General features: G+C 63.3%; 15 protein-coding genes, 1 other RNA gene and 1 pseudogene. 6 read left to right on the top strand and 11 right to left on the bottom strand.

Annotated elements, in window-relative coordinates; translation table 11 throughout:
* Window positions 1-2: 2 nt before the first annotated feature.
* Together rsmH and mraZ are read right to left on the bottom strand one after the other, a co-directional pair.
* Window positions 3-1,019 carry a 16S rRNA (cytosine(1402)-N(4))-methyltransferase RsmH gene (rsmH, locus tag RFM40_RS10705; protein WP_320225442.1) on the bottom strand — a complete coding sequence of 339 codons (1,017 nt, stop codon included), beginning with the start codon at window positions 1,017-1,019 and terminating at the stop codon, window positions 3-5.
* Complete coding sequence (gene mraZ / locus RFM40_RS10700) at window positions 1,016-1,474, bottom strand: division/cell wall cluster transcriptional repressor MraZ (protein WP_320272199.1); 459 nt, start codon at window positions 1,472-1,474, stop codon at window positions 1,016-1,018. Before mraZ ends, rsmH begins: the two co-directional genes overlap by 4 nt.
* Window positions 1,475-1,872: 398 nt before the next feature.
* Between mraZ and RFM40_RS10695 the strand changes: the two genes are divergently transcribed.
* On the top strand, window positions 1,873-2,988 hold the full coding sequence (locus RFM40_RS10695) for a cystathionine gamma-lyase (protein WP_320277512.1): 1,116 nt from the start codon (window positions 1,873-1,875) through the stop codon (window positions 2,986-2,988).
* A gap of 59 nt (window positions 2,989-3,047) precedes the next feature.
* Here RFM40_RS10695 and RFM40_RS10690 read toward each other — a convergent pair.
* The 8 genes and pseudogenes from RFM40_RS10690 to RFM40_RS10655 all read right to left on the bottom strand — a co-directional run.
* Window positions 3,048-3,302 (bottom strand): annotated as a pseudogene (locus RFM40_RS10690) (type II toxin-antitoxin system RelE/ParE family toxin); the annotation flags it as partial.
* Window positions 3,299-3,583 (bottom strand): type II toxin-antitoxin system ParD family antitoxin, encoded by a 285-nt coding sequence (locus RFM40_RS10685; protein WP_320272201.1) that lies wholly within the window; start codon window positions 3,581-3,583, stop codon window positions 3,299-3,301. The pseudogene RFM40_RS10690 and the gene RFM40_RS10685, both read right to left, overlap by 4 nt.
* 168 nt (window positions 3,584-3,751) lie before the next feature.
* Window positions 3,752-4,152, bottom strand: an RNA gene (rnpB, locus tag RFM40_RS10680) — RNase P RNA component class A.
* 58 nt (window positions 4,153-4,210) lie between these two features.
* Window positions 4,211-4,921, bottom strand: a complete 711-nt coding sequence (locus RFM40_RS10675; RefSeq protein WP_320277511.1) for a lytic transglycosylase domain-containing protein — start codon at window positions 4,919-4,921, stop codon at window positions 4,211-4,213.
* 185 nt (window positions 4,922-5,106) lie between these two features.
* Window positions 5,107-5,874, bottom strand: a complete 768-nt coding sequence (locus RFM40_RS10670; protein WP_320272203.1) for an N-acetylmuramoyl-L-alanine amidase — start codon at window positions 5,872-5,874, stop codon at window positions 5,107-5,109.
* Window positions 5,871-6,590 carry a DnaJ family molecular chaperone gene (locus RFM40_RS10665; protein WP_320225436.1) on the bottom strand — a complete coding sequence of 240 codons (720 nt, stop codon included), beginning with the start codon at window positions 6,588-6,590 and terminating at the stop codon, window positions 5,871-5,873. Before RFM40_RS10665 ends, RFM40_RS10670 begins: the two co-directional genes overlap by 4 nt.
* A 136-nt stretch (window positions 6,591-6,726) precedes the next feature.
* Window positions 6,727-6,927: a hypothetical protein gene (locus tag RFM40_RS10660; protein WP_320225435.1), complete on the bottom strand. Its 201-nt coding sequence runs from the start codon at window positions 6,925-6,927 to the stop codon at window positions 6,727-6,729.
* 160 nt (window positions 6,928-7,087) lie between these two features.
* Window positions 7,088-7,756 (bottom strand): winged helix DNA-binding protein, encoded by a 669-nt coding sequence (locus tag RFM40_RS10655; protein ID WP_320225434.1) that lies wholly within the window; start codon window positions 7,754-7,756, stop codon window positions 7,088-7,090.
* Here RFM40_RS10655 and RFM40_RS10650 point away from each other — a divergent pair.
* A complete protein-coding gene (locus tag RFM40_RS10650) occupies window positions 7,701-11,312 on the top strand; it encodes a hydantoinase B/oxoprolinase family protein (protein WP_320225433.1) in 3,612 nt (1,203 codons plus the stop codon). The genes RFM40_RS10655 and RFM40_RS10650 overlap by 56 nt on opposite strands.
* A gap of 13 nt (window positions 11,313-11,325) precedes the next feature.
* Here the strand turns inward: RFM40_RS10650 and RFM40_RS10645 are convergent, their stop codons facing one another.
* Window positions 11,326-11,589 (bottom strand): hypothetical protein, encoded by a 264-nt coding sequence (locus tag RFM40_RS10645; protein ID WP_320225432.1) that lies wholly within the window; start codon window positions 11,587-11,589, stop codon window positions 11,326-11,328.
* A gap of 128 nt (window positions 11,590-11,717) precedes the next feature.
* On the opposite strand from RFM40_RS10645, the gene RFM40_RS10640 reads away from it, so the two are divergent.
* The 4 genes from RFM40_RS10640 to RFM40_RS10625 all read left to right on the top strand — a co-directional run bounded on the left by RFM40_RS10640 (window position 11,718) and on the right by RFM40_RS10625 (window position 14,429).
* Complete coding sequence (locus RFM40_RS10640) at window positions 11,718-13,016, top strand: BtaA family protein (protein ID WP_320225431.1); 1,299 nt, start codon at window positions 11,718-11,720, stop codon at window positions 13,014-13,016.
* Window positions 13,013-13,690 carry a class I SAM-dependent methyltransferase gene (locus tag RFM40_RS10635; protein WP_320277510.1) on the top strand — a complete coding sequence of 226 codons (678 nt, stop codon included), beginning with the start codon at window positions 13,013-13,015 and terminating at the stop codon, window positions 13,688-13,690. Before RFM40_RS10640 ends, RFM40_RS10635 begins: the two co-directional genes overlap by 4 nt.
* Window positions 13,691-13,815: 125 nt before the next feature.
* Complete coding sequence (locus tag RFM40_RS10630) at window positions 13,816-14,112, top strand: type II toxin-antitoxin system RelE/ParE family toxin (protein WP_320277509.1); 297 nt, start codon at window positions 13,816-13,818, stop codon at window positions 14,110-14,112.
* Window positions 14,113-14,120: 8 nt separating this feature from the next.
* Window positions 14,121-14,429: a HigA family addiction module antitoxin gene (locus tag RFM40_RS10625; protein WP_320277508.1), complete on the top strand. Its 309-nt coding sequence runs from the start codon at window positions 14,121-14,123 to the stop codon at window positions 14,427-14,429.
* The last annotated feature ends 20 nt before the right edge of the window (window positions 14,430-14,449 follow it).

The raw sequence follows: 14,449 nt of genomic DNA, 5'->3' as shown, positions 1-14,449 counted from the left end.
GCTTACCTCTCCCCCGGCCGCTCGACGGCGGGAAGCTTTGGAAGGCCGAAAATCGAAAAATCGCCGGCGCGTGCCGGCACGTCGGTGCGGATTGCCGCGCGCAGCCTGGCCGAGCGCGCGCGCGGATTGGCGGCGATCTCAGCCTCTCCTGGCACAACCCCGCCGCCGGATTTGCGGAACGTCGCCGGCCGCGCCGGCGCGTCGGGCATATGGCGAGAACCGCTGGCCGCATCGGCCCGATCGGCGATGAAACGCTTGACGATGCGGTCCTCCAGCGAATGGAAAGTAACCACGGCAAGCCGCCCGCCGGGCTTGAGCACACGCTCGGCAGCGAACAGCGCGCTCGCCAGTTCGCCGAGCTCGTCGTTGACGAAGATGCGCAGCGCCTGGAAGACGCGGGTGGCGGGATGGATCTTGTCCTTCGGCGCGCGGCCGATATGGGTGGCGATGGCGTCGGCCAGATCGAGCGTCCGCTCGAAGGGCCGTTTCTCGCGCCGGCTCTCGATCATGCGGGCGATGCGGCCGGCATGCCGCTCCTCGCCGAGGAAGCCGAAGATGCGGGCAAGGTCTCCCGCCTTGAAGGTGTTGACGACGTCGGCAGCGCTCAGGCCCGCCTGCGCCATGCGCATATCGAGCGGCCCGTCGGCGCGAAAAGAAAAGCCGCGCTCGGCCTGGTCGAGCTGCATGGAAGAGACGCCGATGTCGAGCACGACGCCGTCGGCGCTCTCGACCCGTTCGTCCAGCGTCGAGAACGGCGCCTGCACGAGCTTCAGCCTGCCGCCGGCCTGCTGCTCAAGAACCCGGCCCGCGGCGATCGCGTCCGGATCGCGGTCGATGGCCACGACCGAGGCGCCCCGCTCGAGGATGGCGCCGGTGTAACCGCCGGCGCCGAAAGTCCCGTCGACGATTGTCTCGCCGGCCTTTGGCGCAAGCGCCTCCAGCACCTCGGCAAGGAGGACCGGAATGTGACGGACCAGTCCGCCAACGGCGTGAGGATCATCGCCGTGGCCAGCCATCATTCCGGTCGCTCCCCAGGCTTCGTCCCCTGCCGAAGCTGCAAGAGCCTGGCCCGCGCCTGCGCCCCATAGGCGGCAAGCCGGCCCGGTTCCCAAATTTGAAAGAAATTGCCGCGGCCGACAAAGGCCACCTCCGTGGAAATGCCCGTATGCTCGCGGATGAAATCGGTCATCGTGATGCGGCCGTCCTGGTCGAGTTTCAGGAACGTCCCGTCGCCATGACAGAAGAACGACATGTCGTCCGCTGTCTGCAGGAAGGGATCCTCGAGCGCGATCCGCTGCTCGTAGCGGTCGAGCAGATCGAGCCCGCCGACGTCCATCGCCGGAAGGTCCAGGCAACGTAGCGCATAGAGCTCGCCATAGCCACGTTTCTGCACGACCGCGCGGAAATGCGCTGGAACGGACACCCGTCCCTTCGCATCGATCCTGCTCACCGTGTTTGACAGAAACCGGTCCATTACGCGTTACAGCCGCTTCCGCCGCCGCACCCCTTTCCATTCTTTTCTCCGCGCCGTCACCGCGCGTTCCCTCGCGAGAAATAGCCCCGTTCTCACAGGCGAAAACCGGCAAACGCGCAGCCGCCGCGACTGCCCGATTGGCGTACGCTTCACCCTGACGCGGAACGAAGGCTTGATGATGCGAATGGGATATCATGGGGTACTATGGGCGTCAACGGGAAGAGGCATCACAAACGCGCGTGCCACAACCAGGAAGAGCAGGCTGACGGCACGTCCCGTCTTTATCGTCTATTAAGCCTAACGAAGCGTTTAGAACGGTCTGGCCCAAAAAGACGCGGCTTGCTGCGAACGGCCGGCGCGCCTAGCGTCGGAGCTCTGTTCAGTGGAGGAATGAGCCCATGCCTGAAACCGCGAAGTCACGCGCCGCGTCACTTGCCCATCTGCGCAGCGGCGATTTCGCCAAGGGCGACCCGATCCCCTTGCCCCTGACCATGGCCTCGATCTTTCACTCGCCGGGCGACGCGACGGGCTACGATCAATACGGCCGGTTCAGCAATCCGACATGGCACGCCGTCGAGCATATGCTTGGCCATCTGGAAGATGCCCAGTGCGTTGCCTTTCCGTCTGGCATGGCGGCGATTTCGGCGGCATTTTTTTCGCTCGTCAAATCGGGCGACCGCATTCTCTTGCCCTCGGACGGCTATCACACGACACGCGCCCTGGCGGAGCGCTTCCTGAAACCGCTCGGCGTCGCCTATGACGTCAGGGCGACATCCAGCATGCTCGATGGCGGTTTCGCCGGCTATCGAATGATCTTCGTGGAAACTCCGTCGAACCCGCGGCTGGATATCTGCGACATCGCCGCCGTCGCCAAGGCGGCTCACGAGCAAGGTGCGGTTCTTGTCGTCGACAACACGACGATGACGCCCTTTGGCCAGCGGCCGCTCGACCTCGGCGCCGACATCGTCGTGTCGGCCGACACCAAGGCGATCAACGGGCACTCGGACGTGCTGTTCGGCCATGTCGCCAGCCGCAATCCGGACATTGTCGCCAGGGTCAGAGACTGGCGCGAAACGGCCGGCGGCATTCCCGGACCATTCGAGGCCTGGCTCGTGCATCGCGGCCTCGAAACGCTTGAGGTGCGCTTCGACCGCATGTGCTCTTCGGCGGAAACGATCGCCCGTCGTCTCAAGGGGCATCGCTCCGTGAGCGGCCTGCGCTTTCCCGGGCTCGAGGGCGATGCCTCGAACAATCTGGCGCGTGCCCAGATGGAACGCTTCGGCTTCCTGATTTCGTTCGAATTGGCCTCGGAAGAAAAGGCCGAGGATTTCATCAACAATTGCGCGCTGATTGAATCGGCGACCTCCTTCGGCGGCGTGCACTCCTCGGCCGAACGGCGCTCGAAGCGTGGCGACCCCGTGCCGCCCGGCTTCGTGCGGCTGGCCATCGGCTGCGAGCCGGTGGAAGAGCTCTGGCAGGCGATCGAGACGTCGTTGGACCGACTTGGCGATTGACTGTCGCCCGACCGGGTCGATCGCGAATTCAAGTCGCCAGCTTCGATGTTGCGCCGCCCGTGCAAGACGCGGACGATTTCGGTCGCATCCTCGCCAACGCGATAAAGGGTAAGGTATTCGCCGACGATCAGGTGGCGGACGCCAGGCGCGATATCGTCACGTGGCGCGCCGGAAAAGGGATGCAAAGTCAACAAATCCCATCGCCTCTCCAACGCGTCGATGAGGCGGATCGCAGCATTCGGATTTCGTTCGGCGACATAGTCACCGATAGCTTCGACGTCGGATTCTGCCCGGGGAAGCAGCCGGTATTTCACTCCTCGAAGCCTCGGGTATCGGCCATCTTTGCGTATTTGGCGCGTAAACGCTCCATGATTGGCCGGCCGTCCTGGGCAGGCCCGCTGTCGATTCCCTCTTGCACCAGCTTGCGCAGTTCCTCGACCGTGTAGCCGAGCAGGTCGCGCCGGTCCTTCCATTGCCTGAGCGCGTCCCGGATCACCTCGCTCGCCGAAGCGTACTCACCAGCGGCGACCACGTCGTCGACCGCCTGCGCCAGCTCGGGCGAAAGTGTAATGCTGCGTTTGTCGACCTGGCCCATGATGTGCTCCGACGGCTTTCTTTGCGACCAAGGTACGATTTAATCGTACCGGTTTCAAGGAACGCATCCATAGAGCGGTGGAACCGAGCGCAGCTCCACGCGCTTGAATCAACAGGCACGCCCATGGCTGCAACCTGTTGATATCAAGGGTTTTGTCGGTATCGGAAAAATGCCAGCTGGCCTGTAAGCCGGGTTCTGTATGGCCCCCGCGCCTTGCGGCGCGAGAACGTGGCGGCCATTCATCTTGGGCGCATGTCGCCATGCGCCTCACGCAACCTACCCGGACGGTGGGCCGGAAACAGCCCTCGAAGGTTTCCCTTCGCACCGCCCCTATTCGGTCTTGCTCCCGGTGGGGTTTGCCGTGCCGCTCCTGTTGCCAGTCGCGCGGTGGGCTCTTACCCCACCCTTTCACCCTTGCCGCGGCTGATGCCGCGGCGGTTTGCTTTCTGTGGCACTTTCCCTGGGGTTGCCCCCGCCGGCCGTTAGCCGGCACCGTGTCTCCATGGAGCCCGGACTTTCCTCACCCGCAGCCTTTCGACTCTTGCAGGCGCGGCCGCCCGGCCAGCTGGCAAGCGCGTATAAAGGGATTCCCGCCTGAAAACGCAAACGAAAAAGGCGAATTTGCCTCTAGGCGGGCGAGCCGAGGGCCGCCATCTGCACCTTCACCTTGCTGCAATAGGCGGCCGAAACCGGATTCATCCGCCTTGCGCCATGACCGGCATTGTATTTGAGGATCGTGCCGCAAGTGGTGCCGCCGCCGAGGCCTTGCGCCATGGCGAGGTACTTCATGCCATATTTGATGTTGGTGTCGGGATCGAACAGTCCCTTGACCGAACCCGTATAGCCCATCATCCGCGCCGTCGCCGGCTTGATCTGCATCAGGCCGATCTCGCCGGCGCCCCCGACCATGTTCGGCCGGTAGTTGCTTTCGATCTTGATAACGGCCTTGGCGAGCGACACCGGCACGCCATAGCTTGCAGCATAGCGAACGATGATCGCCGAATATTGGCCGCCGCCGGTGGCCGAAGACGACAATGCAGGCATTTCGGGGTGAATGGACGCTGTCGTCGTCAGGTCGACAGTCTGCCTGCCGCGCTTCCTACCGCGTTTGACCGTTGATTTTGCCGACTTCAATGCGGCGGTCTTCTGCACTTTCGCCGCAGCGGTTTTCTTGGTTTTTGCGGGTTTGAGGGCCGGGGCCGCCTTCGGCGTCACGGGGGTCGCTGCGAACCCATTATCTGCCGCCCGCATATTCAACGGCGCGCTGTTAGCCGGGCTGAAGGCAAAAGTCATCACTCCGGCAGCAACGGCTGCCGCTACAACGGTCAATCTTTGCATGTAGTCCTGTTCTGTTTGAACCGCGCGAAGAACTTCGCACGGGTGGGCCAACTCAACATCGGAGCATCTTGGGAGGTTAGACGTCCGACAACTTGCGGGAGATGCGTTTGAAGAGCGATTTGGCGCCAATGAAGGCGAGGCAATTCACTTTGTATGACAAATTGTAATTTAGGCAGCTTGGCAGATTATTCTGGCGAGGCGGCCTTTACGGAAGCCAGCAGCCTTTGCAGTGTGCGGATCGTCGAGCTGTCCGCCACGCCGTCGACGAGCCGCCGCCGGAAATGCCGCTGAAACGCCGCCACCACGATTTCTGTTTGGCGATCGAAGACGCCCGATATTTCGACGCCATAACCGTAGAGTGCCAGCATCGACTGCAGCGCCTCGACGTCGGCGCCGGTGTCGCAGGCCTTCAACGTCGCGCCCTGCCTGATCGGGGCCGCGGGAACGAGATGGCCGACGCCGGCCGCGAAAAGCGCCTTCCAGGGAAACCTCTCGCCCGGGTCGACCTTGCGCCCCGGCGCCACGTCGGAATGCGCAAGCACCCTTTGCGGTGGAATGGAATGCCGGCCGGCGATCCCCGCGCACAATCCGATCACCGCATCGATCTGCCGCTTCGGGAACGCCTTGTAGCCGAGCGCATGCCCGGGATTGACGATCTCGATGCCGACCGAGCAGGAGTTGATGTCCGTGCGCCCGAACCACGAGCTCTTGCCGGCATGCCAGGCGCGGTCGCCCTCACGCACCATTTGCACGATGCAGCCGTTCTCATGGACAAGATAATGCGCGGACACCTCGCTTGCCGGATCGCACAGCCACGCCTCGGCGCCGGCGCCCGTCGCCATGCCGGTATAGTGCAACACGATCATGTCGGGCCTGAGCATCTCGCGTCGCGGGCCAAAATTCGGCGACACCCTGACCTCGGCACCCGGCTGGTCGGGCAAAAATCCGCTCATACGTGCCTGAGACCCCGTTCGATCATCTCATAAGCAGCATTGATCGCAGCGACCCTTGTCGTGGCGATCTTGATGAACTCCTGCGGCAGGCCACGCGCGATCAACCTGTCGGGGTGATTGTCGGAGATCAGCTTGCGGTAGCGCTTCCTGACCTCTTCGAACGGCTTTCCGCGCTCGATGCCCAGAACAACATAGGGGTCGGCGGCACCGAGATTGACGTGACGCGACAGGATCGCCTGGTAATGCGCCTCGTCGATCCGGAAAATCTCGGCAATGCGATGCAGGAATTGCCCTTCCCGCTCGTGGATCAGGCCGTCGGCCTTGGCGATGTGGAACAGCCCATCGAGTATGTCTTCCAGCATCAGGCAATTCGCATGGCCGGAACCGCAAAGCTGCGCCATGCGCAGGGCATAGATATCGAAACCGGCAACATCGCGCTTGGCGAGGTCGTAGAGGCGCGCCACGTTGCGCGTTTCACTCGGCGGCACCTCGAAGATCTCCTGGAAGGCGCGCACTTCGTCCTGAGTGACGATGCCGTCAGCCTTGGCCATCTTGGCCGAGAGCGCGATCATCGCCACGGAGAAGGCAACGCGCCGGCGCAAATCCGGGTCGCCGGAAAACACGGTACGCACGGCCTCGACGACGTCGGCGACGCCCGAGGACGCCGACGACGAAACACGAGCGATGAATTCGCCGAGGCGGTCCCAAATCGACATGCCGGCTTCTTAGTGCGAACCGGGCACCGCTATCAAGCCGGGACGATGCCGCAGGTCCAACGGCCTTGACGCCAAGGCTCACCAAAAAAGGAAGGCCGGCACAAGGCCGGCCTTCCCGATTTAATTGGATTGACCTCTACTGCGCGGGCGCAGCAGGAGGTGTTGCCGGAGCCGGTTCAGCAGGCTTCGAAGCGTCAGGCGAGGCTGGCTTCATCGGCTGCTCGTTGGCCGGCGGGTTGGTGCTTTGGGTGGTCGTGTTGTCCGTGCCGCTCTCGCTGCAAGCCGCGACCCCCAGCAGGGCGAGCGCCGAAACAGACGCCAGAATGAGCTTCTTCATGGTATTTCTCCTTCTGCAAACGTTCACGGCTCGGTGAACGGTCGCAGGAGAAATGCATCAAGCGGCTCGCGAGTTTCGTAACGTTGCGTTTCTGCCTGTAACATCGCGATAACTGCTAACCCTCCGGTATTACAGGCAATTTGGCGAGGTGGTGCGCCCGCTATAGGCTGACGGCGCCGCGGGCAGCCTGGTCGTACTGGCCGGATACCACTCGCATCAGCCCAGCGAGCCTGCTGAGGGCCTCTTCATCGAGTCCGAGCGTCTTGATGCTCGAAATCAGCAGACCTTCGCGCAACTCGCGGTAGCGTTCGCACGCACATGCGCCCGCCTCGGTGACCCGTACGGTCTTTTCCTTGCCGCGCCTGCCGGTTCGGACAAGGCCCATTCCGGCGAGTTTCTTGATCGAATAGGTCGCAAGATGCGTGTCCTCGATGTTGAACATGGTGCAGAGATCGGCCTGCGTTTTCTCGCGCCCTCGATGGTTGGTGGCATGCAGCAGAAGGACGTCGAGATGGGTGAGGCTGGGGTAGCCGGCGGCCGCCATGCACCTCACCGTCCAGCGCTGAAAGGCGTTGCCGGTGACCGTCAGCGCGAACTCCAATTCCGACATGGACGGCATGGCCCCGACCGATAGATGCGATGCCGAAACGATGGGCCCCCATTCTTCGCGCTGCATGCGATGCCTTTCCGATGATTTATCGATAATATATTGACGTATTGGCATCGATAAGGCAATGAAAACCTGGACCCGCACGACCGCAAAGGGAGGCAACGTGACCTCGAGATGGGATTTCTGGATCGACCGGGGCGGTACCTTCACCGACATCATCGGCCGCGATCCGCAGGGCCAGTTGCACCCGCGCAAGCTCCTGTCCGAGAACCCTGAAGCCTATGCCGACGCCGCCATCCAGGGCATACGCGACCTGCTTGGGCTAAAATCCGGCGCCGCCTTTCCCGCCGACCGGATCGGCGACATCAAGATGGGCACCACAGTCGCCACCAATGCGCTGCTCGAGCGCAAGGGCGACCGCGTGCTCCTGCTCATCACCAAGGGTTTTCGCGACGCGCTGCGCATCGCCTATCAGGCGCGGCCGGATATCTTCGCCAAGGAAATCATCCTGCCGGAGCAGCTCTACGAGCGGGTGATCGAGATCGACGAGCGCGTGCGCGCCGACGGTTGCGTCGAACGCCTGCTCGACATTGCCGCCTGCCGCCCGGCGATCGAGCAGGCCAAGGCCGACGGCATCGACGCGGTCGCCATCGTCTTCATGCATGCCTGGAAATATCCGGATCATGAGGAGGCGGTGGCCAAGGTCTGCCGTAAGATCGGCTTCAGCCAGATCTCGGTCAGCCACGAGGTCTCGCCGCTTATCAAGCTGGTTGGCCGCGGCGACACCACAGTGGTCGACGCCTATCTGTCGCCGATCCTGTCGCGCTACGTGCAAAAAGTGGCCGGCGAGTTGGGCACTGGCCCCCGCCTGATGTTCATGATGTCGTCGGGCGGGCTGACCGCCGCCAACATGTTCCAGGGCAAGGACGCGCTGCTGTCGGGCCCGGCCGGCGGTGTCGTCGGCATGGTCGAGACGGCGAAGCTCGCTGGATTCGACAAGGTCATCGGCTTCGACATGGGCGGCACCTCGACCGACGTCGCCCACTATGACGGCGACTACGAGCGCGCCTTCGACACCGAGGTCGCCGGCGTGCGCATTCGAGCGCCGATGATGCGCATCCACACGGTCGCGGCCGGCGGCGGCTCGATCCTGCATTACGAGACCGGCCGCTTCCGCGTCGGCCCGGACTCGGCCGGCGCCAATCCTGGTCCGGCCGCTTACCGGCGCGGCGGACCGCTGGCCGTCACCGACGCCAATGTCATGCTCGGCAAGCTGCAGCCCGATGTCTTCCCGGCGATCTTCGGCCCCGGCCAGGACCAGCCGCTCGATGTCGGCACCGTGCGCGAAAAATTCGCGGCTTTGGCCGCCGAGATCGGCGACGGACGCGCGCCGGAAGCGGTGGCCGAGGGTTTCGTCACCATCGCCGTCGAGAATATGGCGAACGCCATCAAGAAGATTTCGGTGCAGCGCGGCTATGACGTCACCGAATATCTCTTGAACTGCTTCGGCGGCGCCGGCGGCCAGCATGCCTGCCTCGTCGCCGATGCGCTCGGCATGGAAGCGGTGCTGATCCACCCCTTCTCGGGCCTGCTTTCGGCTTACGGTATCGGGCTGTCGACGGTTTTCGCCTCGCGCCAGCAGGCATTGCTCAAACCTCTCGCCGAAGAGTCTCGCGTGTCGATCGAGGACCTGATTGCGGCATTGCGTCAAGGCGTCACGGCCGAGCTTGCCGCGCAAGGCATTGCGGAAGCCGCTATCGCCTCGAAGCCGGTCCTGCAGATCCGCTATGACGGCACCGACACGGCGCTGCCGGTCAATTTCGAGCATGGCTCGATCTTCCGCGCCAGAGGCGATTTCGAGGCCGCCCATAAGGCGCAGTTCGGCTTCGTCTATGAAAACAAGCCGATGATCGTGGAGGCGGTTGGCGTCGAAGGCAGCGATGTCAGCACCACTGCGCGCGACGAAAATGAATCAAGTCTCGAAGACAAGGCGGCAAGCCCGTGGCAGACGCGGCAATTCTTCGCCGATGGCGGCTGGCGCGATGCCGGCATCTTCCGCCGCGAGGATCTGAAACCCGGTCACAAGGTGGCGGCCCCCGCGCTGATCATCGAGCCGAACCAGACCATCGTCGTCGAGCCGGGCTGGCAGGCCGAGATCACAGCCAGGAACCATGTGCTCCTGAGGCGCATCGAACGGAAGCGCCGGCAGGCGGCGCTTGGCACCGAGGCCGATCCGGTGATGCTGGAGGTCTTCAACAACCTCTTCATGTCGATCGCCGAGCAGATGGGCGTGACGCTGCAGAACACCGCCTATTCAGTCAACATCAAGGAACGGCTGGACTTTTCCTGCGCGGTGTTCGACCGCCACGGCGCGCTGGTCGCCAACGCGCCGCACATGCCGGTGCATCTGGGTTCCATGGACCGCTCGGTCGAAACCGTCATCCGCCTGAACTCAGGCGACATCCATCCGGGCGACGTCTTCGCGCTCAACGCGCCCTATAACGGCGGCACGCATTTGCCCGACATCACCGTCGTGACGCCGGTGTTCGACGATGCGCGCAAGGAAATCCTGTTCTGGGCAGCCTCGCGCGGCCACCATGCCGATGTCGGCGGCACCGCACCCGGCTCGATGACGCCTTTGGCCACCACGGTCGACGAGGAAGGCGTGCTGTTCGACAATTTCCGCATCGTCGATCGCGGCCGCTTCCGCGAGAGGGAACTCGAGACCCTCCTTACCGACCACCCCTATCCTGCCCGCAATCCCGCCCAGAACATCGCCGACCTCAAGGCGCAGATTGCCGCCAACGAAAAGGGCGTGGCGGAACTCCGCAAGATGGTCGCGCATTTCGGCCTCGATGTCGTCGAGGCCTATATGGGCCATGTCCAGGACAATGCCGCCGAGAGCGTGCGCCGCGTGCTGGAGCGCCTGCCGGACACTTCGGACTACGAATACCCCACCGACACCGGTCAGGTGATCAAGGTCAGGATCAGCGTCGGCCGGGAAAAGCGCGAGGCGACGGTCGATTTCACCGGCACCTCGCCGGTCATGAAGAACAATTTCAACGCGCCGGAGCCGGTGGCGCGAGCCGCCGTGCTTTACGCCTTCCGCGTCATGGTCGAGGATATGATCCCGATGAACGCCGGCTGCCTCCGACCGATCAACATCATCATCCCCGACGGCTGCATGCTCAAGCCTGCCTATCCCGCGGCGGTTGTCGCCGGCAATGTCGAGACCTCGCAGCACGTCACCAACGCGCTGTTCGGCGCCATGGGCGCGCTGGCCAACGCGCAAGGCACGATGAACAACCTCACCTTCGGCAACCGGCAGTATCAGTATTACGAGACGATCTGCTCCGGCTCGCCGGCCGGCCGGATGAATTCGGGCCGCGGCTTTGCCGGCACCTCCGGCGTCCACACGCATATGACCAATTCGCGGCTAACCGATCCGGAGGTGCTGGAATTGCGCTTCCCCGTCGTGCTGGAGGATTTCCACATCCGCGCGGATTCTGGCGGCAAGGGCAGGTGGAACGCCGGCGACGGCACCAAGCGCACCATCCGCTTCCTGGAAAAGATGGAATGCGCCATCCTCTCCTCGCACCGCAACCGCCCGCCCCAGGGACTGAATGGTGGCGGCGACGGCGAGGCCGGCTCGACCAAGGTCAGGCGCAACGACGGCTCGATCGATGTTCTGAAGGCCTGCGACCAGACCACGCTCGACGCCGGCGAGGCCGTCATCGTCATCACGCCGACGCCCGGCGGGTTCGGCAGAGTGTAGAATCCGCGTCAACTCAAAATGACACGTCTTCGTAGCTAGCGTTGATAAGGAAGCCCTTGTTTCGGCAGTCCATCACGATGAGCCGATACGTTTGGATCCCCTCCGACTGCGGCAAGGGTGATCCGCTGCGTATAGCCTTGCCGCGCGCCACTGCGTCGTAACAACGGGCCTTCGCCTCAACAAAGTCGACGCTCGGCTTGACGCCGCCAGTCGCGAATTGAAAACCGCCGAGCGCAACCAGCCCCACTACGGCCAGCGCAATGACCTTCCGTCCCATCGCCCCACCCTCAGGCCGGATAATGCGGCTTCGAGACCGCGAAGAACATCTGGCCAGTGCAATTATCAGTCGGCTCGGAGTATCACGCTTGGAGCAACTTGCCGTCAACAGCCTGTCACCTGCCTGTCATGACGCTGCGCTACCCGCTTGCGCTAACGCAAACGGGGAATCACCTTGCCATGTCGGATGTTTCCGGAGAACTCGTTTATCGCCGCGGCAAGGAAGTTGGAAAAGCGGTCTATCAGAACCGCGCACTGTCGAAGGAAGGCTTTTCCGAACGGCTTTTCGCCTTCCTGTTTTCCGGCCTCGTCTATCCGCAGATCTGGGAGGATCCGGACGTCGACATGGACGCCATGCAGCTTGGCGCAGGCCATCGCGTCGTCACGATCGCGTCAGGCGGCTGCAACGTTCTGGCTTACCTCTCCCGCTCGCCGGCCCGGATCGACGCAGTCGACCTCAACGCGGCGCACGTCGCGCTGAACCGCATGAAACTGGAAGCGGTTCGCCACCTGCCGTCCCAGGGCGACCTGTTCCGCTTCTTCGGCGCCGCCGACACCAGCCATAATTCGGAAGCCTACGACCGCTTCGTCGCGCCGCATCTCGATCCGGTCAGCCGCCATTACTGGGAGCGCCGGAACTGGCGCGGCCGGCGGCGCATCGCGGTCTTCGACCGCAACTTCTACCAGACCGGGCTGCTCGGCCTGTTCATCGCCATGGGTCATCGCGTCGCAAAACTGTTCGGCGTCGACCCGGCCGGCATCATGAAGGCCGAGAACATCGGCGAACAGCGCCGCTTCTTCAACGAGGAACTGGCGCCGGTCTTCGACAAGAAGCTCCTGCGCTGGGCGACATCGCGCAAGGCTTCGCTGTTCGGCCTCGGCATCCCGCCGGCGCAGTACGATTCGCTGATCACCTCCGGCGATGGCTCGATGGCGAGCGTCCTGAAGGCGCGGCTGGAAAAGCTCGCCTGCGATTTTCCGCTGAAGAACAACTATTTCGCCTGGCAGGCCTTCGCCCGCCGCTATCCGGAACCTGGCGAGGCAGCCCTGCCCGCCTATCTCGAGCCGGGCAACTACAAAACGATCCGCGCCAACATCGATCGCGTCGCCATCCATCATGCCAACCTGATCAAATTCCTGGCCGGCAAGGATGCGGGCTCGGTCGACCGCTTCGTCCTGCTCGACGCGCAGGACTGGATGACCGACGACCTGCTCAACGATTTGTGGACCGAGATCACCCGCACGGCATCGGTTGGCGCCCGCGTGATCTTCCGCACCGCGGCCGAGCCCAGCCTGCTGCCGGGCCGCGTCTCCAACTCCCTGCTCGACCAGTGGCACTATGAGACCGAGGCCTCGCGCGAATTCTCGGCAAGGGACCGTTCGGCCATCTATGGCGGCTTCCACCTCTATGTGAAGCGCGCCGCATGAGCACGACGGAGCTGCCGGCCAGCCATGCCGAGTTGATGGATGGCGTCTACCGCTGGCAGCGCCACATCTACGATCTGACCCGCAAATACTACCTGCTCGGCCGCGACCGGCTGATTGCAGGGCTCGACATGCCGCAAAGCGGCACCGTGTTGGAACTCGGCTGCGGCACCGGCCGCAACATCGTGCTTGCCGCCTGCCGCTATCCGAACGCCCGCTTTTTCGGCCTCGATATCTCGGCCGAGATGCTGGAAACGGCGAACGCCGCTATGGCCCGCGAAGGTCTCGCCGCTCGGGTCACCCTGGCTCGCGGCGACGCCACCGACTTCGATGCTAAGGCGCTTTTCGGCACCGCGCGCTTCGACCGCGTCTTCGTCTCCTATTCACTGTCGATGATCCCTGGGTGGGAAAAGACCGTCTCGGCAGCGCTCGCCGCGCTTGCTCCCGGCGGCTCGCTGCATGTCGTCGATTTCGGCCAGCAGGAAGGCCTGCCGCGCTGGTTCCGGGCCCTGCTGCGCGGCTGGCTGCGGAAATTCCATGTCGAGCCACGCGCCTCGCTGCGCGACGTCCTTGGATCGGAATCCCAGCGGACCGGCGCAACCTTCCATTTCAGAACGCTTTATCGCGGCTACGCCTGGTTAGCGGTGATAAGATCGCGGTCCAATCCGATATTCTGAGTTTTGCGATCGCGAGGCCTATGGTTCCAACCCGCCATGGGCTGGCGCAATGATGACTCCGTTACGCTGCGCATTGTCATATGCCCCAAGGAGTGGTACATTACCTCTATCCTGGAAAGCATGCGATGATCGTCGGATTTAGAGACGGATGGCTGCGGGCCTTCTTTGTAGACGACATCCACTCTCGCAATATTCCGCCCGATCTCGAAAGCCGTTTGTTCCGCAAGCTCCAGATGATTGACGATGCGACGATTGATCAGGACTTGCGTGTGCCGCCCAGCAATCATCTCGAGAAGCTGCGCGGCAATCTCGAAGGTTTCCATTCAATCCGTGTCAACAAGCAATGGCGGCTGGTCTTCCGCTGGGACGGCGGCCGCGGCGAGGCGTCCGACATCTATCTGGACGACCACAGCTATAAGTGAGGTGAGACATGTTGATGACCGCACGCAAGCCCGCAACGGTTGGCGAAATCCTCACGGAAGAATTCATGCAGCCGCTCGGCCTGACACAGGCGGCGTTGGCCGGGGCAATGGGAGTTCAGCGCAAACATGTGAACGAATTGTGCAATGACCGCCGCAACGTGACGGCAGCGACCGCGCTCATTCTGGCGCGAGTGTTTGGTAACAGCCCGGATTTCTGGCTGAACGTCCAACGCCGCAGCGATCTTTGGCAAGTCATGAACTCGCCTGATGAGCGGGCGCGCGTCAATCGCGCCAAACCTTTGCCGACCGCAGCATAGAGAGGAGTTGCGGCGATTGG

It is taken from the genome of Mesorhizobium captivum (assembly GCF_033977165.1).
In the GTDB taxonomy this organism is placed as follows: domain Bacteria; phylum Pseudomonadota; class Alphaproteobacteria; order Rhizobiales; family Rhizobiaceae; genus Mesorhizobium; species Mesorhizobium captivum.
Note: the sequence above shows the minus strand (reverse complement) of the source record. Positions and strands in the feature narration are given on the sequence as shown.

Excerpts from the sequence above, each read along its gene's own strand:
- RFM40_RS10635 (WP_320277510.1), top strand. The coding sequence starts at position 13,013 with ATGAGCACGACGGAGCTGCCGGCCAGCCATGCCGAGTTGATGGATGGC.
- RFM40_RS10675 (WP_320277511.1), bottom strand. The coding sequence starts at position 4,921 with ATGCAAAGATTGACCGTTGTAGCGGCAGCCGTTGCTGCCGGAGTGATG.
- RFM40_RS10670 (WP_320272203.1), bottom strand. The coding sequence starts at position 5,874 with ATGAGCGGATTTTTGCCCGACCAGCCGGGTGCCGAGGTCAGGGTGTCG.
- RFM40_RS10655 (WP_320225434.1), bottom strand. The coding sequence starts at position 7,756 with ATGATGTCGGTGAAGGTACCGCCCCGGTCGATCCAGAAATCCCATCTC.
- RFM40_RS10645 (WP_320225432.1), bottom strand. The coding sequence starts at position 11,589 with ATGGGACGGAAGGTCATTGCGCTGGCCGTAGTGGGGCTGGTTGCGCTC.
- RFM40_RS10685 (WP_320272201.1), bottom strand. The coding sequence starts at position 3,583 with ATGGGCCAGGTCGACAAACGCAGCATTACACTTTCGCCCGAGCTGGCG.
- RFM40_RS10695 (WP_320277512.1), top strand. The coding sequence starts at position 1,873 with ATGCCTGAAACCGCGAAGTCACGCGCCGCGTCACTTGCCCATCTGCGC.
- RFM40_RS10665 (WP_320225436.1), bottom strand. The coding sequence starts at position 6,590 with ATGTCGATTTGGGACCGCCTCGGCGAATTCATCGCTCGTGTTTCGTCG.
- mraZ (WP_320272199.1), bottom strand. The coding sequence starts at position 1,474 with ATGGACCGGTTTCTGTCAAACACGGTGAGCAGGATCGATGCGAAGGGA.
- RFM40_RS10640 (WP_320225431.1), top strand. The coding sequence starts at position 11,718 with ATGACGCTGCGCTACCCGCTTGCGCTAACGCAAACGGGGAATCACCTT.
- RFM40_RS10630 (WP_320277509.1), top strand. The coding sequence starts at position 13,816 with ATGATCGTCGGATTTAGAGACGGATGGCTGCGGGCCTTCTTTGTAGAC.
- rsmH (WP_320225442.1), bottom strand. The coding sequence starts at position 1,019 with ATGATGGCTGGCCACGGCGATGATCCTCACGCCGTTGGCGGACTGGTC.
- RFM40_RS10660 (WP_320225435.1), bottom strand. The coding sequence starts at position 6,927 with ATGAAGAAGCTCATTCTGGCGTCTGTTTCGGCGCTCGCCCTGCTGGGG.
- RFM40_RS10625 (WP_320277508.1), top strand. The coding sequence starts at position 14,121 with ATGTTGATGACCGCACGCAAGCCCGCAACGGTTGGCGAAATCCTCACG.